This window comes from Gorillibacterium terrae (assembly GCF_051594785.1).
GTDB lineage: Bacteria > Bacillota > Bacilli > Paenibacillales > NBRC-103111 > Gorillibacterium.
In genome coordinates, this window is record NZ_JBPPGI010000003.1 from 435,711 (window position 1) to 457,392 (window position 21,682).

General features: G+C 61.2%; 21 protein-coding genes. 14 read left to right on the forward strand and 7 right to left on the reverse strand.

The window, feature by feature from the left end; genetic code table 11:
• Positions 1-103 precede the first annotated feature (103 nt).
• The 7 genes from pgmB to ACSEXS_RS14545 all read left to right on the forward strand — a co-directional run bounded on the left by pgmB (position 104) and on the right by ACSEXS_RS14545 (position 6,888).
• Positions 104-784: a beta-phosphoglucomutase gene (pgmB, locus tag ACSEXS_RS14515; protein ID WP_438433952.1), complete on the forward strand. Its 681-nt coding sequence runs from the start codon at positions 104-106 to the stop codon at positions 782-784.
• A complete protein-coding gene (locus ACSEXS_RS14520) occupies positions 781-936 on the forward strand; it encodes a hypothetical protein (RefSeq protein WP_438433953.1) in 156 nt (51 codons plus the stop codon). Before pgmB ends, ACSEXS_RS14520 begins: the two co-directional genes overlap by 4 nt.
• Positions 937-1,018: 82 nt before the next feature.
• Positions 1,019-1,519 carry an LURP-one-related family protein gene (locus ACSEXS_RS14525; protein ID WP_438433954.1) on the forward strand — a complete coding sequence of 167 codons (501 nt, stop codon included), beginning with the start codon at positions 1,019-1,021 and terminating at the stop codon, positions 1,517-1,519.
• A gap of 132 nt (positions 1,520-1,651) precedes the next feature.
• Positions 1,652-3,379, forward strand: coding sequence for a glutamine--tRNA ligase/YqeY domain fusion protein (locus ACSEXS_RS14530; protein ID WP_438433955.1), 1,728 nt, complete (start codon positions 1,652-1,654; stop codon positions 3,377-3,379).
• A 70-nt stretch (positions 3,380-3,449) separates the two neighbouring features.
• Positions 3,450-3,716 carry a hypothetical protein gene (locus tag ACSEXS_RS14535; RefSeq protein WP_438433956.1) on the forward strand — a complete coding sequence of 89 codons (267 nt, stop codon included), beginning with the start codon at positions 3,450-3,452 and terminating at the stop codon, positions 3,714-3,716.
• Between the two features lie 48 nt (positions 3,717-3,764).
• Positions 3,765-4,685 (forward strand): LacI family DNA-binding transcriptional regulator, encoded by a 921-nt coding sequence (locus ACSEXS_RS14540; RefSeq protein ID WP_438433957.1) that lies wholly within the window; start codon positions 3,765-3,767, stop codon positions 4,683-4,685.
• Between the two features lie 322 nt (positions 4,686-5,007).
• Positions 5,008-6,888, forward strand: coding sequence for a glycoside hydrolase family 13 protein (locus ACSEXS_RS14545; RefSeq protein WP_438433958.1), 1,881 nt, complete (start codon positions 5,008-5,010; stop codon positions 6,886-6,888).
• A 94-nt stretch (positions 6,889-6,982) separates the two neighbouring features.
• On the opposite strand, the gene ACSEXS_RS14550 is transcribed toward ACSEXS_RS14545, so the two are convergent.
• The 3 genes from ACSEXS_RS14550 to ACSEXS_RS14560 form a co-directional block, all read right to left on the reverse strand.
• Positions 6,983-7,297: a hypothetical protein gene (locus ACSEXS_RS14550; RefSeq protein WP_438433959.1), complete on the reverse strand. Its 315-nt coding sequence runs from the start codon at positions 7,295-7,297 to the stop codon at positions 6,983-6,985.
• A 196-nt stretch (positions 7,298-7,493) separates the two neighbouring features.
• Positions 7,494-8,411, reverse strand: a complete 918-nt coding sequence (locus ACSEXS_RS14555; RefSeq protein ID WP_438433960.1) for an AraC family transcriptional regulator — start codon at positions 8,409-8,411, stop codon at positions 7,494-7,496.
• Positions 8,412-8,500: 89 nt separating this feature from the next.
• A complete protein-coding gene (locus ACSEXS_RS14560; RefSeq protein WP_438433961.1) occupies positions 8,501-9,739 on the reverse strand; it encodes an aminopeptidase in 1,239 nt (412 codons plus the stop codon).
• A 180-nt stretch (positions 9,740-9,919) separates the two neighbouring features.
• Between ACSEXS_RS14560 and ACSEXS_RS14565 the strand changes: the two genes are divergently transcribed.
• Positions 9,920-10,141, forward strand: a complete 222-nt coding sequence (locus ACSEXS_RS14565) for a hypothetical protein (RefSeq protein WP_438433962.1) — start codon at positions 9,920-9,922, stop codon at positions 10,139-10,141.
• A 134-nt stretch (positions 10,142-10,275) separates the two neighbouring features.
• Here the strand turns inward: ACSEXS_RS14565 and wsfD are convergent, their stop codons facing one another.
• Positions 10,276-11,724, reverse strand: coding sequence for a glycan biosynthesis hexose transferase WsfD (gene wsfD / locus ACSEXS_RS14570; RefSeq protein ID WP_438433963.1), 1,449 nt, complete (start codon positions 11,722-11,724; stop codon positions 10,276-10,278).
• A gap of 294 nt (positions 11,725-12,018) precedes the next feature.
• Here wsfD and ACSEXS_RS14575 point away from each other — a divergent pair, with 294 nt between their 5' ends.
• Entirely contained in the window at positions 12,019-13,059 is a 1,041-nt protein-coding gene (locus ACSEXS_RS14575) for an alpha/beta hydrolase (RefSeq protein ID WP_438433964.1), read from the forward strand.
• 188 nt (positions 13,060-13,247) lie between these two features.
• On the opposite strand, the gene ACSEXS_RS14580 is transcribed toward ACSEXS_RS14575, so the two are convergent.
• Positions 13,248-13,442, reverse strand: a complete 195-nt coding sequence (locus ACSEXS_RS14580; RefSeq protein ID WP_438433965.1) for a hypothetical protein — start codon at positions 13,440-13,442, stop codon at positions 13,248-13,250.
• A gap of 265 nt (positions 13,443-13,707) precedes the next feature.
• On the opposite strand from ACSEXS_RS14580, the gene ACSEXS_RS14585 reads away from it, so the two are divergent.
• The 5 genes from ACSEXS_RS14585 to ACSEXS_RS14605 all read left to right on the forward strand — a co-directional run bounded on the left by ACSEXS_RS14585 (position 13,708) and on the right by ACSEXS_RS14605 (position 18,136).
• Positions 13,708-13,935 (forward strand): FeoA family protein, encoded by a 228-nt coding sequence (locus ACSEXS_RS14585; RefSeq protein ID WP_438433966.1) that lies wholly within the window; start codon positions 13,708-13,710, stop codon positions 13,933-13,935.
• A complete protein-coding gene (gene feoB / locus ACSEXS_RS14590; protein WP_438433967.1) occupies positions 13,932-15,941 on the forward strand; it encodes a ferrous iron transport protein B in 2,010 nt (669 codons plus the stop codon). Before ACSEXS_RS14585 ends, feoB begins: the two co-directional genes overlap by 4 nt.
• Before the next feature lie 51 nt (positions 15,942-15,992).
• Positions 15,993-16,175 (forward strand): FeoB-associated Cys-rich membrane protein, encoded by a 183-nt coding sequence (locus ACSEXS_RS14595; RefSeq protein WP_438433968.1) that lies wholly within the window; start codon positions 15,993-15,995, stop codon positions 16,173-16,175.
• Between the two features lie 144 nt (positions 16,176-16,319).
• On the forward strand, positions 16,320-17,324 hold the full coding sequence (locus ACSEXS_RS14600; RefSeq protein WP_438433969.1) for a DUF4253 domain-containing protein: 1,005 nt from the start codon (positions 16,320-16,322) through the stop codon (positions 17,322-17,324).
• Positions 17,324-18,136 (forward strand): MBL fold metallo-hydrolase, encoded by an 813-nt coding sequence (locus ACSEXS_RS14605; protein WP_438433970.1) that lies wholly within the window; start codon positions 17,324-17,326, stop codon positions 18,134-18,136. Before ACSEXS_RS14600 ends, ACSEXS_RS14605 begins: the two co-directional genes overlap by 1 nt.
• A 115-nt stretch (positions 18,137-18,251) precedes the next feature.
• On the opposite strand, the gene ACSEXS_RS14610 is transcribed toward ACSEXS_RS14605, so the two are convergent.
• Positions 18,252-18,887, reverse strand: a complete 636-nt coding sequence (locus ACSEXS_RS14610) for a rhomboid family intramembrane serine protease (protein WP_438433971.1) — start codon at positions 18,885-18,887, stop codon at positions 18,252-18,254.
• Between the two features lie 143 nt (positions 18,888-19,030).
• Positions 19,031-21,514, reverse strand: coding sequence for a S1C family serine protease (locus ACSEXS_RS14615; RefSeq protein WP_438433972.1), 2,484 nt, complete (start codon positions 21,512-21,514; stop codon positions 19,031-19,033).
• Positions 21,515-21,682 lie beyond the last annotated feature (168 nt).

A 21,682-nucleotide genomic window follows, 5' to 3' on the forward strand; every position in this document is an offset into this window, starting at 1 on the left:
CCTTGCGCGAAGGGGAGCGATTTCGTCCCTCCCGTTTGGCGGCGATTTCCTGGGACTGGTACAATACTAGCACAGACTCTTGGACAGAAGGAAGGGAGAACCCTTGCAACCCGATAACCTGACCGCTGTGATCTTCGACCTCGACGGGGTCGTGGCCGATACCAACGAGCTCTACAACCGGGCCAACCGGCGTCTCGCCGCCGAGCTGGGGACGACGGTGACCGACGAAGAGAACGATTCCTTCAAGGGCATCCACCGCTCCCGGATCGTCCGCGCCATTGCCGCCAAGGCGGGGCTTGAACTCACGGAGCGGGAGGCGGAGGAACTGGGCGCGCGGAAGAACCGCTATTACCAGGAGCTCATTGAGGCGCTCGGCCCGCAGGACGCGCTGCCGGGCATTCCCGGCTTCCTCCGCGAGCTGCGCGAGGCGGGCTGCCGCATCGGTCTCGCGTCCTCCAGCTCGAACGCGGACTTCGTGCTGGACCGCCTGGGCCTCGCCGCGTATTTCGACGCGGTGGCCGATCCGCGGGCCGCGGCGGCGAAGCCTGCGCCCGATCTGTTCCTGGCGGCGGCGCGGAAGCTAGACGCCGATCCGGCGCAGTGCGCCGCGATCGAGGACGGGGAGGCCGGGCTCGCCGCGATCCTGGCGACGCCGATGTTCGCCGTCGGCGTCGGCACGGCGCCGTTCCTGCGGGAGGCGGATTGGAACCCGGCGACCACGGCGGAGCTGAACCGGGCGGAGCTATCGCGCCGCTTCCGGGAGAAGGGCAGCTGGACGCGATGAATTACCGCGAGGTCGTCCCCGCCTTTGCCGACGCGCTTGCGCGGGCAGCCGCTTCCGGTGTAACCCCGGCGGCCTGCGGTTGCCGGGTGGCCCCGGACCGCATCCGGCTCGGCGAACCGATTTCGGTAACCCTCGGGTCCTCATCCCCGTAGTAAGTCCCATTGATACATTCCGCCGATAGCCGTAACGCACAAGAACCGGCTGCAAAGAACAGCAATTGGAGGAGAGAAAGCAATGGCTCTGATTTTTCGCGATAATTTCTTCAGCGCCGGCATAACCGAGATTCAGAACGAGGCAGGCGCGCCGGCCGGACGGCTCGATCTTAAAAGTGCCTTCACCTCGTCCCTGGAGGTTTACGACGGCAGCGACCGGCTGGTCTGCATGGGGAAGTTCCCGTTCTTTTCCCGCCGATGGGTCGTCAGCTCGCCCGGCGAGGTCGAGCTCGGCAACCTCCGCTCCCGCTTCAGCCTCGGCAGCAAGCGCTACGAATACGACGCGCTTCACCGGGGAATCTATGAGATTCGCTCGCCGTTGTTTTCCAGAGAATACGAGATTTTCGACGAGCGCGGGGAGCGGGTGGCCCATTTCGAGAAGATCAGCGGCTTCTTTTCCTCCGGGGCGTTCCGGCTGGCCAATACGGCGATGAAGCTGAACGACTACGAGCTGGTCGCTGTCATCATGGGGGTTCACGCCATTCAGAAGCGCGATTCTGCGTCGAGCAGCGCGGCCACCTGAGGGTTTTCTCAAACTCTTGCAAAAATGCCCGGCGCTCCTTATATTTTTCCGCGAAATTGTGTACTATAAGGAGATACAGAACCGAGGGCCGCCACCGGGCCTCGCGGGATACTACCGAAAGGGCTGGGTCATATGGAAACGGAAAAACCAACCTCCTCGAATTTTATCAAAAGCATCGTCCTCGACGATTTGAATTCCGGCCGCGAGACGACGATCGTCACGCGCTTTCCTCCGGAGCCGAACGGCTACCTGCACATCGGCCACGCCAAGGCGATCTGCCTGAATTTCGAGCTGGCCGACGAGTTCGGCGGCAAGACCAACCTGCGCTTTGACGACACCAATCCGGTCAAGGAAGATACGGAATACGTCGACGGCATCTTGAACGACATCAAGTGGCTCGGGTTTGAGTGGGACAACCTGCACTTTGCCTCGGACTACTTCGAGATGAATTACGAGAAGGCGCTGCTCCTGATCGAGCGGGGCAAAGCCTATGTCGACGACCAGACCGCCGAGGAAATTCGCGCCACGCGCGGCACGCTGAAGGAACCGGGCAAGAACAGCCCCTACCGCGACCGCAGCGTCGAGGAGAACCTCGATCTGTTCAAGCGGATGCGCGCCGGCGAGTTCAAGGACGGCGAGAAGGTGCTGCGGGCGAAGATCGACATGGCGTCCCCCAACATCAACCTGCGCGATCCGGTCATCTACCGCATCAAGCACGCCAATCACCATCAGACGGGAGACGCCTGGTGCGTCTATCCGATGTACGATTATTCCCACCCCTTGGGCGACGCGGTGGAGGGAGTCACGCATTCCCTGTGCAGCCTGGAATACGAAGACCATCGGCCGCTGTACGACTGGGTGGTGCGCGAGTGCGAAATGGAGAATACGCCGCATCAGTACGAATTCGCCCGTCTGAACCTGACCAACACCGTGATGAGCAAACGCAAGCTGAGAGCTCTCGTCGACGCGGGCGTGGTAGACGGCTGGGACGATCCGCGCATGCCCACCATCGCCGGACTCCGGCGCAAGGGCTACACGCCGGAAGCCATCCGCAATTTCTGCCGCGAGATCGGCGTGGCGAAGAGCTACAGCGTTGTCGACGAACGCTACCTGGAGTTCTTTATCCGCGAGGACCTCAAGCTGAAGGCGCCCCGGACGATGGCCGTGCTCGACCCGCTCAAGGTGGTCATCACCAACTACCCGGAAGGCGAGACGGAATGGTTCGAGATCGAGAACAATGCCGAGAACCCGGACATGGGCACGCGGCAGGTTCCCTTCTCCCGCGAGATTTACATCGAGCGCGAGGATTTCATGGAGAACCCGCCGGCCAAGTATTACCGGCTGTTCCCGGGCAACGAGGTGCGGCTCAAAGGCGCATACTTCGTCAAATGCGTGGAAGCGGTCAAAGACGCCGACGGCAACGTCGTCGAGCTGCACTGCACCTATGACCCCGAGACGAAGAGCGGCAACGGTTTCAACGGCCGCAAGGTCAAGGGAACGATCCATTGGGTGGAGGCGTCACATGCGATTCCCGCCGAATTCCGGCTGTATGAGCCGATCCTGAAGGACGACGCCGCGCTGGAAAAGGCGAACGAGGAAGCCGCCGACCTGGCGGAAGACTCGGACGAATATACGGGCGGAGCCGCCGGCGAAGACCGGTCCTTCCTGGAGAAGATCAACAAGGATTCCTTGACGGTCCTGCACGGGTTCGTCGAGCCGGGGCTGAAGGACGTTCAGCCGAACGACAAGTTCCAGCTGTTCCGCCACGGCTATTTCAATGTCGATCCAAAGGATACCGCTCCGGGGCGCATCGTGTTTAACCGCACGGTATCCCTGAAGAGCTCGTTCGAAATCAAATAAACTGGTTTGATGAATGCCCCGCCCGCCGTTTGCCGGGCGGGGCATCTCGCAGCCGGAGGGGAGGATAGCCATGATCGGAATCATTTTCATCGCCTTTGTGGTGGTCGCGGTTGGCCTCGGCTGGGTAAAGCTCTTTGATGTAGGGGCCGACACCGGCAAGGCCCTCATCACGGCCATTTTCTTCGGGGTGGCGGGGATCGGCCTGCTGCAGGCGGATATCGCCATGCAGAGCTCGTCCGATGCCCTGCAGACTATCGGCCTGCTGCTCGTGTTTCTCGGCCTGTTCACCGGAATCGGCGGCCTGTTCGTGTTCGGCTTGGGCTCAAGCCGCAAGTAAAGCGTCAGGCGTTCCGCCAAGCGAAGCGGCGGAGCGCCGGGAGGAATTATGGACGGCAAGAAAGTGACCATGAAGGACATCGCCCTTGAAGCGGGGGTTTCCTCCGCAACGGTGTCCTATGTGCTCAATTATTCCGAGAAAGAGAAGATCAGCCACGAGACCCGGCTGAAGGTATTCGAGGCGGCCCGCCGGCTCCGGTATGTGCCGGACATGACGGCGAAGACGCTTGCGAACAAGAAGAGCCGGCTCGTCGGCGTGATCGTCAACCTCGGCCGGGTTAACCTGCCGAGCAAGCTCTGCCAATACTATGAGCTGATCGACGCGCTGCAGGCCGGCCTATACCGCATCGGATACGATACGGTGCTGCTCTCGACCTCCAACCTCAACGAGGACATCCAGATCGGTCAGCGGCGTTCCTTCGACGCCGCCTTCATCCTCGATCTCGATACGGCCGCGCTGAGAGAGACCACCCATCGCTTCTTCTGCCCCCTGATCATCATCGACGGGCATCTGGGCGATCCCTTGTTCTACGAGGTAACGGGCGACTACGAGGCGCTGTTCGCGCAGGAGGCGGGTTCTCCCGAAGGGACCTTCGTGGTGATGGAGGATTACTCCAGCGACAGCATCTATGCAAGCGCCCGAAGGCATGTCCCGCCGGAGCACCTCTTCATTAACCGGCCGGGCGGAGGGCTGGACGAGTTTCTCGCTTCCCGCCAGGGAATGCGCGGAATCGTCGTCGGCGAGGTGCTGGGGCTGCAGGCGGAGAGCCGGTTCCCTCGGGAACGGCTCACGGTGGTTGTCGGCCAGGACGACGCTTCCCTGCTGCACCCGGATACCCGCCGGGTGCTGATCGCAAGCGGCGCCAAGGCCGGAGAAGCGATCCGGATCATGCGCGGCCTGCTGGCCCTGGAGCCCGGAGACGAGGAACCGCAGACCATCCGGATCGCGCCGGTCTGGCTCGGGAAGTAACCGGCCGGGCAGATGCAGGCAGCGTCGTGGAAAGAGCGCCCTTTTTTGCCCGCGTTCGTTGGGCTCTGCCTGCCCATACGCCTGCTCAAGCCGACGAAGAGTCGGTTCAACTCGACTGAGCCCCAACGGGCGACTGTCGGATCAAGCCGCCTTCGGGCGGCTTTTTTGTTTATGGCAGCGCTCGAGCGGGCACCGCCGCTAACCGCCCTGTTTGTTTCTTGACAACGGTGAAACGGAGGCGCTATAGTGAGATTAACTTAAGCGCATAAGTTAACTCTTCACAGCAGCTTTCCGATCCCCTCGAATGGAGCGATGATTGCCTATGGACTTGTCCTCGTTTGTTCACGAAACGAAGAGCGCCTATTCCTACGCCTTCAATGAAGACACCCTGCACCTCCGTGTCAAGACGCGGAAGAACGACATTCACCGAATGACGCTGCTCGCCGTCGACCCGTTCAATTGGCGGCCTTCTGCCGCGAATCCGCAGGTGTACGAGTTTGCCGTGGATTCCGGCACGTGCCTTCCGATGAAGAAGGAATACACGACGCAGTATCATGACTGCTGGTTTGCCGAGGTGACGGGCTTCTCCTGGCGGCGCTTCAAGTATGCCTTCCTGCTGGAGGACGGCCGCGAGACGGTCTTCGCCGGCTGCCACGAATTCGTGCCGCTGTCCGGCGGCTTCTCTGCCGAGACCCTTGGTTCCGGAGATTTGCCGGCGGCGCTTCGGGATTATACGAACTATTACAACTACCCGTTCATCGCCGACGAAGACCTGTTCCGGGCCCCGGACTGGGTGAAGGACACGGTCTGGTATCAGATCTTCCCCGACCGTTTCCGGCGCGGGAAAGAGGAAGCCGATTCGGAGTTTCCGGCGTGGGGCAGCGAGGCGAGAGACGGAGCCGACCTCAAGTTCGGCGGCAACCTTGCGGGCATTATCGAGAAGCTGGATTACATCCGCGAGTTCGGAGCGACCGGGATTTACTTTACGCCGCTGTTCGATTCGCCCAGCTCGCACAAGTACGACATCCGCGATTATCTGCGCATCGACCCGGCGTTCGGCGATAACGACCAATTTCGCCGGCTGGTGCAGGAGGCGCACCGGCGGGGAATTCGGGTGATGCTGGACGCCGTGTTCAATCATTGCGGCTCCGAGCACCCCTTCTGGCAGGATGTGCTGAAGAACGGCAAGGCCTCCCCGTATTTCTCGTATTTCCATATCCTCGATCCGGAGCAGCCGGTCTGGAGAGAGCCCGAAGAGGGCGAGCTGAACTACTTCGGCGAGCATCTGAATTTCTGGACCTTCGCCTACACCGAGAGAATGCCGAAGTGGAACACCGGCAATCCGGCGGTACGGGACTATCTGATCGGCGCGGCGGAATACTGGATTCGGGAGTATGACATCGACGGCTGGCGGCTGGACGTTGCCAACGAGGTGTCGCACGACTTCTGGCGGGAATTCCGCAAGCGGGTCAAGGCGCTCAAGCCGGAGCTGTTCCTGCTCGGGGAGAATTGGTACAATTCTCTGCCTTGGCTCGGCGGCGATCAATTCGATTCGGTGATGAATTATGAATTCACCTCGCCGGCCACCCGCTATTTCGGTGTCGGGAGGCCGGGCCTCGAAGCGTACGGGGCATCGGAATTCGTCTGCGCGGTCAATCAACTGTTGGTCTCGTTCCCGAAGAACGTGACGCCGAACCTGTTCACCCTGCTGGACAGCCACGACACCGCCCGGATTCTTCATCTGTGCGGCGACGATGTGCGGCGGGTGAAGCAGGCCTACCTCTTCCAGCTGACGTTTGCGGGAACCCCGAGCATTTATTACGGCGGGGAGATCGGGCTCGGCGGCGACGAGCAGCACAACCGCCAGTGCATGCCTTGGGAGTCGGAGCGGCAGGACCGGAAGCTGTTCGCCTTCCTGCAGCGGCTCATTCGGCTCCGGAGCGAGTATTCCGCGTTCCGGGCGGTCGACCTGGAATGGCTCGCGGTCGACGATGCGAGCAATGCGGTGCTGTACCGCAAGCAGGATGAAGCGGGTGCGCTGTATGTGGCGCTGCACCCGGCCGATGCCGAAGCCGCCCTGGCCTTGGACGGCGAGCTGGCGGGCGCGCAGGTTCTCGACCTGGAGAGCGGCGATACCGTGAAGCTTGGCTCGACGCTGCGGCTGGAGCCGTTCGGCTTCCGCCTGTTTTACCGGGCCGACTAGCAGATATGAAGGGCCCAATCGAATCGACGGCAGCTCTGCCAAAAGACCTCTCCGGCCTGCTTATCCAGGCAGCGGAGAGGTCTTTGTTTGCGTTTCAGACGTCGTCTTTAACGGTTACTTTGTAGTCCTTCAAGGCATCGAGCTTGGCTTTGGAATTTCCCAGGTTGGGCCGCAGTTCCGCTTGAACTCGGCTGTCGCGGGTGAGAAGGCGAAGATGCTGGAGGGCTTCCTCCAACTGATCGAGGATAACGGAGACGGCGAGGAACAGGAGAGCGCCGACCGCCCAGGAGAACCAGACGAGCAGCGCGGCCCCGAGATGCAGGCCGTCGTCCAGAAAACCCCGGTAAATCCCGAGCAGCAAACCGGCGACGGCGGCGAGAGCCGCCAAACCGCGAAAGATCGAACTCATGGCTGAATTCCTTCCTTCCTGGAAAAGTACACTTCGCTCCAACTATAACAGAAGACCCGCCGGAGCAGAAGTTCTGCTAGGGGGCGGGTCTATTCCATGAAAGCGGCGGAGTCGGGCCGAACCCGGTTCGTGCCCGGCCATCCGCGCCTTCCTTTTGTTGAACGGCCGAAGGAGGAGAACCGGAGCCGGGGGCCCCTCAGCCCTTCTTTTTTACCGGAATGTAAATCTCCATCTGCACCAGCCCGTTGTCGTATTCGTCGCCGCTGCGCTGGTCGTAATATTCATAATCGGCTCCGATACCGGAATACTCGTAGTCGGAGTGCGGGAACCATTCCTCGTAAATCGCGTTCCACGTCTGCTGGATGGAATCGGTAAACTGCTCCCGCTTGACCTTGGGAGTGGTGAACACCGCATACGTCGTCGCGGGGAAGGTTCGGAGAACCGTGCCTTCCGGAGCTTTGACGCCCTCCTTGGCCTCCATGCCGATCAGGTAGGTGAACGCTCCGGTCAGCATGTCGGAGTCGGTGCAGATGCCGTATTCGTCCCAGGAACCGGTTGCTTCATGCAGCACCTTGCCCAAGCCCTCCCGGATGTACTTCTGCCAGAAGGCGGGGATGTCGGATTTGTTCTGGCCGTCGACGTTAGTCGTGGCGAGCGGGTAAGCGAGTACTTGAAATGCCGGTTTGTCTTCAATCCGGTAGTCCATGCGGATTCCTCCCAGGTATGGATTGGTTCTCTTCTTCACAACCTCGGCGCGGGGGTAGATTGGCGTGTCGACCCGCTTCTTCCGGTAGCTGCCGGGGGTCATGCCGAAGAGCTTGCGAAAGGCGCGAATGAACGTTTCCTGCGTGCCGAAGCCGCAGTCCAGGGCGATGTCGAGCAGGCGGTCGTTCGTGTGCGAGACGCGCAGAGCCGCCCGGGCAAGCTTGCGCTTGCGCACATACTCCATTACCGTGTCGCCGACCATGAACAGGAAGATGCGGTGGAAATGGAACTCGGAGAACCCCGCAACGGCCGCAAGCTCCGTAAGGCTCAGCTGCGTGTCGGGCTCCGCGTCCGCCTTCTCCTCAATGTAGTCGACGACCTTCTGGATGCACTCGGCGTATTCGTTCATCCGTCGCCCTCCTTCCTTACCTAGAATAGCAGGGAAAACGTATGTTCTCTTGACGTTTTTTGCGGTTCGGCGGCTTCGCGCCGTTCGGGTCAGATCACCCAGGCCCCGGACCGGAAAATCGGCTCGCGCGAGCCGTCCGCCGTCTCGCCGTCGATATCCATCTCCGCCGAGCCGATCATGAAGTCCGTATGCACCAGGCTCTGGTTGAAGCCCCGCTTCTTTAACTCGTCGCGCGACAAGCCGGTTCCTTCTTCCGCGCAGGTCGGATAGGAGGCGCCGATCGCCAGGTGGCAGGAGGCGTTCTCGTCGTAAAGCGTATTGAAGAACACCAGCCCCGACTGCGATACGGGCGACTCGTGCGGCACAAGCGCCACTTCGCCGAGCCGGCAAGCTCCCTCATCGGTGGCGATGAGCGCGCGGAGCACATCCTCGCCGGTCTCGGCCTTCACCTCCGTGATTCGGCCTCCCTCGAAGGTCAGGGTGAAGTTCTCGATGCGCGCGCCGTTGTAGTTGAGCGGCTTGGTGCTCGTCACATAGCCGGAGACATCGTCGCGGGAGGGGGCGGAGAAGACCTCCTCGGTCGGGATGTTGGCGACGAAGGGAATGCCCTTGGCGTTCTTCTCGCCGGCCGATATCCACTTATGGCCCTCCGGCAGCCCGACGGCCAGCTCCGTTCCCGGCGCTTTGAAATGCAGGCGGCGGTACTGCTTGGCATTCAGATGGGAAGCCCAGCGCCCGAGCTTCTCGATGTGCTCCCGCCAGGCCTCCACCGGGTTCTCCCGATCGGAGCGGGTGAGCCGGAAAATCTGCTCCCACAGCTTGTCTACCGCTTCCTCGGGGGAAACGTCCGTGAAGATCTTGGAGGCCCATCCTTCGTTCGGAGCCGTGACCACCAGCCAGCTGACGATGCTGGCCCGGGTATACCCGCTGTATTCGCGGTTCGCCTCGGCGAGGGCTTTGCTCGCCTTGGCGATGCGGGCCGGGTCGATTCCCGCGAAGAGATCCGGATCGGTGCCCTTGACCGTCATGAAGGCCGCACCCTCCAGCGCGAACTCGACCATGCCGGCCGGTTTCCACGTCGGCACACGGGTGAGCGCCTCCTCGGGGGCGACGCGGTATTTCAAAGCCGTCAGGCGTTCGTCGGTCCATTCCACATGGACATTCCCCGCTCCCGCCTCGTAGGCTTTTGCGGCGAGGACGCGGACGAATTCGTCCGCCGTAATCGGGGCGTTCACGACCAGCGTCTGGCCGGGCTGCAGGTTGATGCCCACGCGGACGGCGAGCTCCGCGTAATGCTCCAGGTTGCGTTTGAAGGTTTCTCGGTTCATGTTGGCATTCCTTCCTTAGGTGGATTTGCCGTAAGGCAATCTGTTCCCGTTATACCGCCCGCCTTGGGGCTGTGTCAAACGGAGGCTGTCCGATTTTTGGACCGGCTGCCCCCCAAAACCGGAAGCTCCCTGCGAATCCTTCTAGCAGAATCGGGGAACGACCGGAAGGAGCGACTGGCCATGTCTGTGACCTATGAGAACCTGCACGTGGATTTTTCCTCGCTGGACAGCAAGATGGATCAATTGGAGAAAAAGCTCGACGAGCTCGAAAACGCGTTTTTGTTCCTGGACTTTCTGGCGGCCGGCGGACTGGCGCGTGAGGGCGATGCGGCGGAAGACGCCGGATTCGGCCGGAAGGAGTACCGCGACCGTAAGTCGGCCGAACACCCGACGGAGGTCTGATCTTCTCCCCGACAGGGCGGCGAGACCCGGCCATACGCATGGGAAGAAAAAATCGAAACCGCTTTCCGCGTTCGTGAAGACGGACGGGGAGAAGCGGTTTTTTGCCGTGCGCGTTCATAGGGGGGATTCGGCACTCAGCCGAGCATTCGCGCGTGAAGCCTGCGGGCGAATGCGCCGAGCCGCACGAAGAGAAGAACGCCGGCATAGACGGCCATCCAGTCGAAGCAGACGTTGAACAGGAAGAGATGCTTCGCCAGATCCGCTTCCCCGTCGCCCAGGATGGGAACGAGGAAGGCAAGGCCCCCTGCGGCGGCGATGCCGAGATGCATTTCGGCGCTGCGCTTCGCGGCGGCATCGGCCGGACGGAGAAGCGCGGAAGCGGCGAGCCCGAGATAAGCCGCGAACACGAGCAGGACGACGGTAAGCCGGTGCGGCAGGACCGCGCGCTTGAATTCGCTCCAAGCGCTGAAGCGATGCGCGAGGGCGCCGGGCGGCTGGCCGACCGCCTTCTCGTAGTTGCCCAGGTAATAGGGGCGGATGTACATGCCGTTCGCGGCAGCCCGCTCCAGCTTCTGCACGAGCCGCCCGGGACGGGCCGCGTAGAAGCGGAGGATATCGAGGTGGCTGATGTTCGGATACAAGCCCTCGGTGAGCCGCGGGTCATTCTTCGGAATGGGCACATCCTTCTGAAAATAGTTGGTGCCCGCCAGCACCGCCAGCTCCTTCTTCAAGCCGAGTGCCGTCAGGTCGCTTCCGGGCGTCGGTGAATCCTTCAGGACGCCGTAGAATACCGTCTGGTACAGGTTGATCTCCTTGAGGCCGGAAGGCGCGGCGGCGACCATCCCCGCGGATAGCAGGAACAGCGCCGCCGCACCCGCCGCGGCGGTCCGCCGCCACGGCCGGGCCGGACTCGCCTGACGCAGGCGCAGCCCGAAGAGGGCGAAGGCGAGGCCGATCGGCGCGTACTGCAGCTTGGCGCAGGCAAGCGCGGCTGCCGCCGCATAGAACCGGAGGAGCGGCCGCGGCGAGCCGTCCTCCGCCCGGGCGGCTCTCAGCCCCAGCGCCGCCGTAAGGAGGAAGAAGATCATGGCGGCAGGCTCGCCGTAGAGCGAGTTGAAATACGCCAGGTAGCCGATGTCCAGGAAGACCAGAGCGAGCGCCGCGGCGAGCAGGCCGTTGACCCAGCGGGAGCCGGTCTTGGCGGCCTTCATGAGCGTATACAGCGCGGCGGCCAAGAGCAGGGCGTAGAGCATGGACAGCAGCCGGATGTCGAAGCGTCCGGCAAACAGCCGGGACAGGCTTCCGGCCGCGAACAGGAGGGGCAGCTGCGACGAGCCGTAGCCGCCCGTACCGAAGCGGCCGTAGGCGTATTGATGGTGGCTGTAGCGGAAATAGCGGTCGTTCCAAGGCTCGGCCCGGTCGGCGTATTCCAGGCCCCCCGCACCCATGACACGGGCGAAATCGCCGTTGTCGGCAATCCCAATCACGGGCGCGGGTAGGAGCAGGAGGGCACAGGCCGCCAGCGCAGCGAGAGCGACGGCATGCTCGGAGCAGAACCGGAAGGAACGGGAAAAAAGTCTCATGGGCGGCAACCTCTCTCGGCGGTGAATTCGGCCGTACCCTTCCCACTTTTCCCAATCCCGCCGTATCTATACCCCGCGGGATGCGGGCGGAGCCCTTTTGGCATGTAATCGAATTGTAATGGAATCGTAAATCGGCGTTAACCACAAATTCGACAAAACCTACTACAATGGAAGTAAGCTTTAGAATATTCAGATAATTTACCGGGCGATTCGTCCCGGGTTTGTCCGACCGAGGTCCCGGATAGCGCGAGCAGCAGGGAAGACACGGGACCGGCAAGAGAAAGGATGAGAGACATGAGCACACCGGAAATCACGTTCAGCGTTTTCCCGGCACCGATGGATGGAAGCGCATTCATGGAGGCGCCCGCCCTTCGCCGCCCCACTTGGCTGCTCCGGCGTTGGAGGCTGCTGCTCTCTCTCCTGCTCACCGTCGCGATTCTCGCATCCGGTGCGATGATCGGCTTCTATGCTTACATTCTGTACCGGCTGCAGAAGCCGCCGGTGCCGGGTCTAAGCTCCAACCCCTGGCAGGCCATCGGCCTCCCCTACAGCGATGTCGAATTTCCCAGCGTCAACGGCAAGACTCGGGTGGACGGCTGGTATATCCCGGGGGCTTCGCGGAACACCGTGATCCTCTCGCACGGATACGGCGGCAACCGCGAGGAGCCGTGGATTCCGCTGTACCAGATCGCCAATGCGCTTCATCAGAACGGTTTTAACGTGCTCATGTTCGATTACAGCTTCGTCCGCCCGGAGCACTACGTGACCGGAGGCATCCAGGAATCCTCCGAGCTGGGGGGCGCCGTCCGTTTGGCGAAGGAGCTGGGAGACGATCAGATTTATATCTGGGGCTTCTCCATGGGAGCCGGTACGGCGCTGCAGACGGCTTTGCAGGACCCGGACGATATCAACGGAATGATCCTGGACAGCACCTTCATCCTCGATTCCAACGCCGTCTATCAGAATATCAAGCAGCGGATTACCCGCCTGCCCCGGGTGCCGTCCCTGTTCATGCTGAACCTGCTGTCGCCGCTCTACACGGGGTACAGCCTGAAGCAGGTGCCCATCCAGCAGGTGAGGAGCACCAAGTACGCCATGCCGCTCTTCCTCGTCCACGGGGAGCAGGACAAGGTCGCCCCGGTTGCAAGCGTCGAGGCCTTCTATGAGGAGCAGAAGGGTTATCCCGGCACCGAGCTGTGGCTCATTCCCGACGGGCAGCACGAGTTCATCTATAAATATCACCAGCAGGAATATATGAACCGGGCGATCAAGTTCCTCTATGACAGCGTCCATCAAACCAATCAGGCGCGGGCGCCCAAGCTGTTGGAGGTCTAAGACGCGGGGCAAGCCCATGGCGACCAGTGGCAGGAGATAGGGTCTTGGATAGCGGGAGAGGATAGGGCGGCAATCCGCCGGACGTTTGGCATGGAGCAATCCGTACTTCCCGCCCATAACGCAAAGGAGCTGCCTCGGGTCATCTCGGATGCCCGGGGACAGCTCCTTTTATCATCGGAACGGTCGGCTCATTTGCGCAAATTCTGTTTGTCGATCAGCTTGTTCTGTTCATCGATCAGGCGGTTCTTGCCGCTTCGGGGTTCCAGGAAGGCGTGGCGGCTGGATGCCGTGCCGCTGACCTCCTCGACGAAATTCCTCAAGCGGCCGTCCGGTTGCGGAGTGGCTGGCTTCCGACGCGACAACTCTTCAAAGGGCTTGTCCATCTTCGCGGTACCTCCTCAAAATAGACGTAGACTTCCATTTACCCGTTTTGTAAGCGGTTGAATCAGGGAGAATGGAGAGCTTTTCCGAAATGAAAGTGAATTAAATCACAAGTTAATGAAGGTTTCATGAAAAAAACACAATTTGTCCATGCGATTGTAACAGAAAAAGGCAAAAAAATCGTTTCAAACCCGGATTTTCTGTTATATAATTAGGCCAATGATAATCATTATCAATACCCATTCTGCAGCAAAGAGGATGATGGCGATGAACTTAACTCAGATTTCCGTGGGCGATAGAGTCCGTATTACCAGCCTTTCCGAGATGAACCGTCTGGTACGCCGCCGGCTGATCGACCTGGGAATAATGGAAGGCACCGTCGTTCAGATCAAGAAGACGCTGCCGTTCGGAGGCCCTTATACCATTGAAGCCTGCGGTCAACGAATCGCCATCCGCAAGAGAGAAGCGGCGCAGATTTGGGTGGAAGCGGCATGATGCAGATTGCGCTCGCCGGGAACCCGAATACGGGGAAAAGCTCCCTCTTCAATATTCTGACCGGCTCTTACGAATATGTCGGCAACTGGACCGGAGTGACCATCGAGAAGAAGGTCGGCCTGCTCAAGAACAAGCAGGGCTACCTCATCGATCTCCCCGGCATTTATTCTGTCAACCCCCTGTCCAAAGACGAAGGAGTCACGGCCAACTTCCTGCTTCATGAATCGTTCAACCTGATTCTGAACGTTGTGGACGCCTCCCAATTGGAACGAAACCTCAACCTGTCGATCCAGCTGCTGGAGTTCGGCAAACCGATGGTGATCGGCCTGAATATGGTCGACGTCGCCAGTCAACAGGGAATGAATATCGATATCAATAAGCTGGGCTCGCTGCTCGGCGTTCCCGTTTCGCCGGTCGTCGCCCGGACAGGCAAAGGCGTGGAGGAGCTGCTCCACCGGGTGATGGGCGAGGACAGCGAACCGGCCTTTCCGTTCAAGATCGATTACGGTTACAAAATCGAGGACGCCATCGACGTTCTGGGGCATAAGCTGCCCGAGGGGCTCGAGGCCAACAAACGCTGGCTGGCCATTCAGTTCTTCGAGGGCAACGAAGTCGTGCAAGCGTATCTGGAAAAGTACGTCGATAAAGACTGGCTCCAGGACTTGTACCGCAAAACCGAGCAGGGCTCGGCTCAAAAGACCGGCATTCAATTATTGCCCCAAGCCATTCGGCAACGCCGGGCCGAAGTGATCGCGGGCATTCTCGACCAGGCGGTCACCCGCACCAAAACGAGCGAGCTGACCTTTTCCGACCGGATCGACCGGATCGTCACCAACAAGTTCCTGGGGATTCCGATCTTCCTGTTCTTCATGTTCCTGACCTTCCGGCTGACCTTCGAATGGCTGGGCAATCCCTTGTCCGACCTGCTGGACGGTTTTATCTCCGGACCGCTGACCGATTGGACGACGGCCTTCCTCGATCAGGTGAACGCCACCGCCTTCATCCGGGCCTGCATTCTCGACGGCATCATCGCCGGCGTGGGCGGCGTCATCGTCTTCGTTCCGCAGATCTTCATCCTGTTCCTGATCATCTCCTTCGTCGAGGATTCGGGCTATATGGCCCGGATTGCGACGGTCATGGATAAGCTGATGGAAGGCATCGGCCTGAACGGCAAAGCCTTCATTCCGATGATCATCGGCTTCGGCTGCAACGTTCCCGGCGTCATGGCGGCCCGCTCCATCGAGCGGCCGAACGAGCGGCTCCTGACCATTCTGCTCACGCCGCTCATGTCCTGCTCGGCCCGTCTGCCGGTCTATGTGCTGTTCGCCGGAGCGTTCTTTGCCGGCCAGCAGAGCCTGGTCATCTTCTCCCTTTACCTGCTCGGCATCGTCGTGGCGCTCGTCCTGGCCAAAGTGTTCTCGTCGACGATCCTCAAGCAGGAGGGCGGCTCGATGTTCGTTGTCGAACTGCCGCCTTACCGGATTCCGCAGTGGCAGACGCTCGGCCGCAGCACCTGGGAGAAGGGCAAGGGCTTCCTGCGCAAAGCCGGTACGTTCATCTTCGCCGGCTCGATCCTGATCTGGCTGCTCTCGTACACCGGCCCCGGCGGAATCGACGTCCCGATGGACGACAGCTTCCTCGCCATGATCGGCGGCGTCATCGCTCCCTTGTTCCATCCGCTCGGTTTCGGCACGTGGCAATCGGGAGCCTCGCTCATCACCGGCTTTGCCGCCAAGGAAGTCGTCGTCTCCACGATGACGATCATCTACTCCGTATCCGATTCCGGACTCGGCGGTGTGCTGATGGGCCATTTCACCGCGCTTCAAGCGCTTAGCTTCATGTCGTTCATCCTGCTGTACATTCCCTGCATGGCTACGGTCGGCATCATTCGCAAAGAAGTGAATTCCGTCAAATGGACCTGGTTCTCCGTCCTCTATCCCTTGGCCACCGCATACCTCATTTCGCTCGTGATCTATCAGGGCGGCAAGCTGCTCGGGTTAGGTTGATTCGTTAGCCGCTCCGGCTCAAGGGCCGGACGGGAAAGGAAGGGAATCCTCATGGTATTCAGCATCGTATTTGGCGTCGCCGTCTTTGGCTATGCCGGCTGGACGATTCGCCGTCATGTCATTAAGAGCAAGGAAGGCAAATGCTCCGGCTGTTCGCTGGGCGACAGCTGCCCCTCGGCATCCAGCTGCAGCACGCCTTCTTCTCATACCCCGTTACGCCCCTCTAAGCCGTAATGGAAGCAAAGCTTTGCCGCGTGTCGGACCTTCCCCGGGAGGCCCGCTGCGCGGTTTTTTTGTCGTTTGGCTTTTGGGGCTATGCTATAATGGAAAAAGTGAACAAACGACCAGGCTTATCGAGAAACGGGGAGTGAATGACGCATGTGGTTGCTCTTGGGAGTGGCACTGGCCTTGGTGTATATTCTCATCACAAATCAGACGCGCAAGAAAAAATCGAGGAAGAAAAAGAAAACGCCTCCGGCGCCGCAGGGCAAGCAGCCGATCGTTCCGGTCCGGTGGACGCCGAACCTGAGCGCGGAATCGGACCAGGAATCGGAAATGGCCCGGCTCAGCGCAAGCAAGGAGCTGTATGTGCCCGAGGCCGGAGCGGAGCCGGAGCCGAAGGGACCGGCTGCCGACGAAGCGGCCGATCCGGTTGAGCCGGCGTTCGAGCCGGAAGCGCAAGCGGCGGAATCTCCTGTGACGGAGCCGGTCGCGGCCGCCTCCTCCGAGGCGGGCATCGACTCCGGGCGCGCCGAAGAGTTCGAAGAGGAGCTGGATGCGCCGTCTCCGCTTCCCGTCTATGTCAATCCGGAAGAAGTGCTGGGTCAGGACCGCATTCATTCCCTGTGGGAAGCGGGAAGGGCGCTGGAGAAGCTGGCCGGCACGCCGCCTCGCCCCTACATGACCTTCGACTTCGGTCGGCGCAAGTTCCCCCAAGCGCAATCGGTGCTGGCCGACGAGGAATCCGCCCGCGGCTGGGTGGATGCGCTGCAGGAGCGGCTGGACGGGGAGCTCGTGGCGTTTATCGGGACAACCCGGTCCCAGGAGGAGGGAGTCCAGGGCGTCGAGGTCGTGATCGCCCGCGGCGAGACGCCCTTCGATATCCTCCGCCTGGCCCAGACGGATGCCGCCAACTACGACCTGTCGACCGAAGACATCGTCACCAAGCTGAAGGAGCTGGACCGGCGCTACGGCCTTCGCATCTACGCCGCCCAGACCGATTCGGTCGGCTTTGAGCTGAAGAAGCAGCCGTCCGACGTTCAGGCGTTCGCGGAGGAGCTGTACGCCTTCTGTCCCGACCTCGTCGATCAAGGCGTCGGGTCGTTGGAGCATCTGACCGACTACCTGAAGGACCATCGCGACCTTCATCTGTGGTGGGACTGATGGAAGGCATGACCGATCGCCTGCACATTCTCGGCAACGGGGACTCCATGGGCGTCCCGCGGGTCTACTGCGAGTGCGCTGTCTGCGCGGAGGCCCGGGATACCGGACGCAACCGCCGTTTACGCTCGGCCGCTTATCTGGAGACGGCGGCAGGCGGGCTGTGGATCGACATCGGCCCGGACTGGGCGGCCCAGATGGAGGCGCTCGGCAAGCGGAGCATGCCCGTCGCTCTCCTGACGCATGCCCACTTCGACCACATGGCCGGCTTGCCCGAATGGGCCGACTGCTGCCGGTGGACCGGAGAGCGCGGGCTCTTGTACGCGCCTCAAGAGGTGCTCGTCCAGGTCCGCGACCGGTATCCCTGGCTGGAAAGGCAGCTAACGTATCAGGAGGCGGATAATGGCGTCCGATTCGGGGAATGGGTCATCCGCACGAAGAAGGTTTGCCACGGCAAGAACGGATACGCCTACGCCTACCGGTTCGACAAGCCCGGATTCGCCTTCGTCTACTGCCCCGATTCGATCAACCTCGGGCCGGAGGAAAAGGCGTTTATGACCGAGCTGGACCTCCTCGTCATCGGGACGAGCTATTACAAGGAAGAATTCGACTTTCACACGCGGTCGGTCTATGACATGACAGAGGCGCTTGCCCTGGCGGAGGAGATCCGGCCGCGCCGGCTTTATTTCACCCACATGTCCCACGGCGTGGATGTGCGGCAGGCGTACCCGCTGCCGGAGCACGTCCAGCTCACGGAGAGGGGCATGCAAATCCCGCTTCGGGCCGAGGCTGCCGCCGCCCGGACCGAACCCTGACGACAAACAGAAAAACCCTCCCGGTTACCGAAACCACTGATCCGCATGAAAGCGGCGATTTTATCAGTGACTTCGGTTGCCTCGGGAGGGTTTTTCTATAAGGCGGACGCTAAGTTCAGGCATTCCGGTGCGGCCGCCGCGCCAGCAGCGCCATGAGCAGGAAGCCGCCGATCAAGCCGCCCAGGTGGGCGTAGATGTCGATGCCGGGAACGGCGATGGAGTAGACCACGCCGATGGCGACAATCGTGATGACGGTCTGCTTCGAGCTCGGGTCGAGCCGGCGGGCGCCGAAGAAGCTCATGTACAGGTAAGCGGCATAGATGCCGTAGATGGCGCCCGATGCGCCGACGCCGAAGAAGATGTCCCCGTGCAGCAGGTACGAGGCGAGGTTGCCGCATACCCCGGCCAGCACATAGAAGAACAGGTAGCGGAGCGACCCGATCGTCCGTTCCAGCGGCGGGGCGAAGACGAGCAGGTTGAACATGTTGAACAGCAGGTGATACGGTCCGCTGTGCAGGAAGACGGCGGCGAAGAAGCGCCAGATCGCCGGTGCGGCCGGGAGGCCGAGCGAGGCGGCGGAAGCGGCGTCCAGCTTGTACATCGCGCCGAAGTGAAGCAGAGTCGGCACCGAGGTGGACGAGCCGTAAAAGGTCAGGACGATGAACATCACCACATTGGCCGCGATCAAGAGAGAAGTGATCGGGTACAGCTTGAGGTACTGCCGGAAGCTTTCATAACGGATGAATTGCATGGGTTCGGACTCCTTTGCCTGCGTCGGGATGCGGCCTTGCTAACCATAAGATATCTCCAAGGTACCGATTCTGGCGGGCGATGTCAAACTGCTGCGGGGTCCTGCTTCCTTGGCATCCTTTTCCGGCAATCCAGATATCCGGGTCAGCGGGTAAGCCGGAGCGAGGCGAAGAGGTCCGCCAGCCGCTTCTCGTTCTCCGGCGTGCGCACGGCGTCGTTCATCGTCAGCTTGACCACGAAGGCGGTTCCCTGCTTGGCGAAGACGTATTCGGTCATTCCGTAAGGAATGCCCTTCGATTTACCGGATGCGGTGTATTTCCGCGCCTCCGCCCCAAACAGCGTGATCTTGGACGACGCATATGCGTAATCGGAATCCGCGTTCTTCGCTTTGCGCTGCTCGCTGTCCTCGGTCTTGACCGCGTCGGCCCACTTGGTGTCGGGCCGCGCTTCCACGCGGAAGCCGCCGCCGGTGAAGGAGAACTGAACGGTCTTGGCATCCTTGGCCTTGCCGGACAGGTCGGTCCACCACAGCTCCGGAACCTTGAGGCTGTACCCGTACTTGGTATTGGCATAGGTCATGGTACGCGCCGGGTCGAGCAGGTCGTCCTCGTCCAGGATCTGGCCGACGGAGGCGCTCATGAGCTCCTTGTCTACCTTCACCGTCGCGGCCAAGTCTTTTACCAGCGCAGTCATTTCCGTGGCGGCTTCCTTCGGGTAGGTGAAGGAGAGCAGGTACTTGTATTTGTCCTTCAGGAGGTAGTAGCGCTGGTCCACGGTCCACTTGTCGCCCATGGTCGAGGCAAAGGTCTCGGCGAGAGCGGAACTCCCCCCAAGCTTGGCCTCGGTCACGCCCGACACGGTCCGATACTTGGCGGCGTAGCTTTGCTTGAAGCGGTCCTCCTCGCGTTTCGCCCAAGCTGCGGCCGTATCTCCGGAAGCGGCAGAGCTGACCGTAACGGTCAGGCTTTTGCTGTCGTCGCTGTTCGAATAATAGAGCTTGCCCGGGAGCGGCGTTTCCGACCAGTCGGAGGGAATGTCGAAGGAGATTCCGTAATCGCTGGCGACCAACTGGGTCTTGGCGGCTTTGCCGATGTCCTTCAGGGCCGAATCGGTGCGGTCGAAGACCGGTTTGAAGCTGCCCAGCAGCTCGACATAGCTGCCCAGCTTGGTCCGGCTTGCCGTCGTATCTCCGGCATCCACGTAGAGGGTGACGAAATAGATTTTGTCCTCCTTCCGATAAGCCCGGGCCTGGTAGTAGGCGCCTTCCAGCGGCTTGCCGACGAGGAGGGCGTAGGGATAGGCGGCATCCGCTACGTACTTGCGCTCATAGACGGTTCCGTACTGCGACGCCGAGGACAGCTTGCGAAGCAGCGCGCCCTCCGACATGTCCGAGCTCTGCTGCTTGGCGACGCTGATGTCGATCAGGTACTCGCCTTTGGCATCGCTGAAGGTAACGCCGTCGTCGGTCCGGTAATCGTTCAGCAGCACGAGCCCGGAGGGGTACTTCATCGACCAGCCGTTCTGGCTGTCGCCGATTCGGGTCTTGCCGGCGTCGGAATCGAGCGAGGGGCTGTCCGTTCCGGCGCTCCAGGAGGTGCCGTTGTCGTCTTCTCCCAGGGTGACGGTCTTCTCGCTGACCGTTTTGCCCCGTTGGAGCTGCAGCGTAACGCTTTGGCCGGGGAGGTACTGCTTGAGCAGCTCATTCACGCCGACGAGCGTGTCCGCCGGTTTGCCGTCCAGGGAGAGCAGTCCGTCTCCCTCGACAATACCGGCTTTGGCGGCGGAGGAGTCCGGCTCCACATAGGAGACGGTCAGGGCTTGCTGCGTGGGCAGGCCGACGACCGCCTCCCAGCTTTCCTCCAGCTCGAGTCCGAGCGTCGGGTGCTTGACCTTGCCGTAGGCGAAGAACTGGTTCAGCACATATTGGACGGTATCCGCCGGAATGGCGAAGCCGAGGCTGTCCACCCCGACGTCCGTGTATTTGAGCGTGTTGATGCCGATGACTTCCCCGTTCAGGTTGAGCAGGGGGCCGCCGCTGTTGCCGGGATTGATCGCGGCGTCGGTCTGCAGGAGCTGATACTTCGAATTGACCGTGCGGTCCATGCCGCTGACGATGCCGGTGGTCACGGAATTCCGCAGGGCGAAGCTGATCGGCGTGCCGATGGCGATGACGCTGTCGCCGACGTGGATATCCGCCGGATTGGCAAAAACCGCCGCCGTCAGGTTGGTTTCGTTGATTTTGACCAGCGCCAGATCGCTTTCCTCGTCGTAGTGGGTCACCGTCGCGGGATAGGATTTGCCTTCGTAGGTGACAACGGTTAAGGTCTTCATGTCTTTGACCACATGCGCATTGGTCAGGATGGAGCCGTTTGGCCGGACGACAACGCCGGTGCCGTGGATGAGGTCGTATCGGCTTGCGGTCGCACCGTCCTCCGTAACGGACGGTTTGCCGATGATGGCCACGACGGACGGCGAGACTTTGCCGATCACCGGCGCGAGGCTCGACGAGACCCCGTAGGGAGCGGATGCATCGGCATACGCCGCGGGGGAGAGAGGGAAAGCGAAGAGAAGCGCAGCGGAAGCCAGCAGGAGCGCCAGCTTGCGAAGCTGGTAACGGACAACGGACATGGATGAAAACTTCCTCTCTGATTAGCGATCCGTATCTATTCCACATCCAATACAGGAATTCCTTCCCAATTGATCCGGACTCCGCCCTTTCCGGGAGGAGAGCGGGCCAAGCCCTGCTTCGGCATGCTATAATAGCGGCAAACGACGGATAAAAGGGAGTGAGGCTCC